Source organism: Wolbachia endosymbiont of Tuta absoluta (genome assembly GCF_059414725.1).
Genome location: NZ_JBNRJY010000509.1, coordinates 1 through 304 on the forward strand (window position 1 = coordinate 1; position 304 = coordinate 304).

The following is a 304-nucleotide window of genomic DNA, read 5'->3' on the forward strand; positions in this document are numbered from 1 at the left end:
CTGGAATCCTAATAATTAAAGATGCGAAGGTCAAATATACTTGAAATAATTGCTGGATCGATCGGAGTATTTGGTATGTTGCCAAACTTTAGCACCTTAGCAACTAAATATGGGGTGAATGCAGAACAAGTAAAAACACACCAAAATGCAGCTTCGTATAGCCCATTCAGAAAAGTTGACGAATCGTTTAAAACGGAAGTAACAGAAAGCATTGAGTTTATCTATGAAACATTCGTGAATCGTGTAGCAGCAGGTCGTAATATGACCTTTGAAAAAGTAGATGAAATTGCACAAGGACGTGTTT

The 304-nt window shown here is 36.8% G+C and carries 1 protein-coding gene; it reads left to right on the forward strand.

Going from position 1 to position 304, the window contains the following annotated elements; translation table 11 throughout:
* Nucleotides 1-21: 21 nt before the first annotated feature.
* On the forward strand, nt 22-304 hold a 283-nt coding region (locus ACJ5GX_RS05655), incomplete at its 3' end, for a S49 family peptidase (protein WP_495292790.1).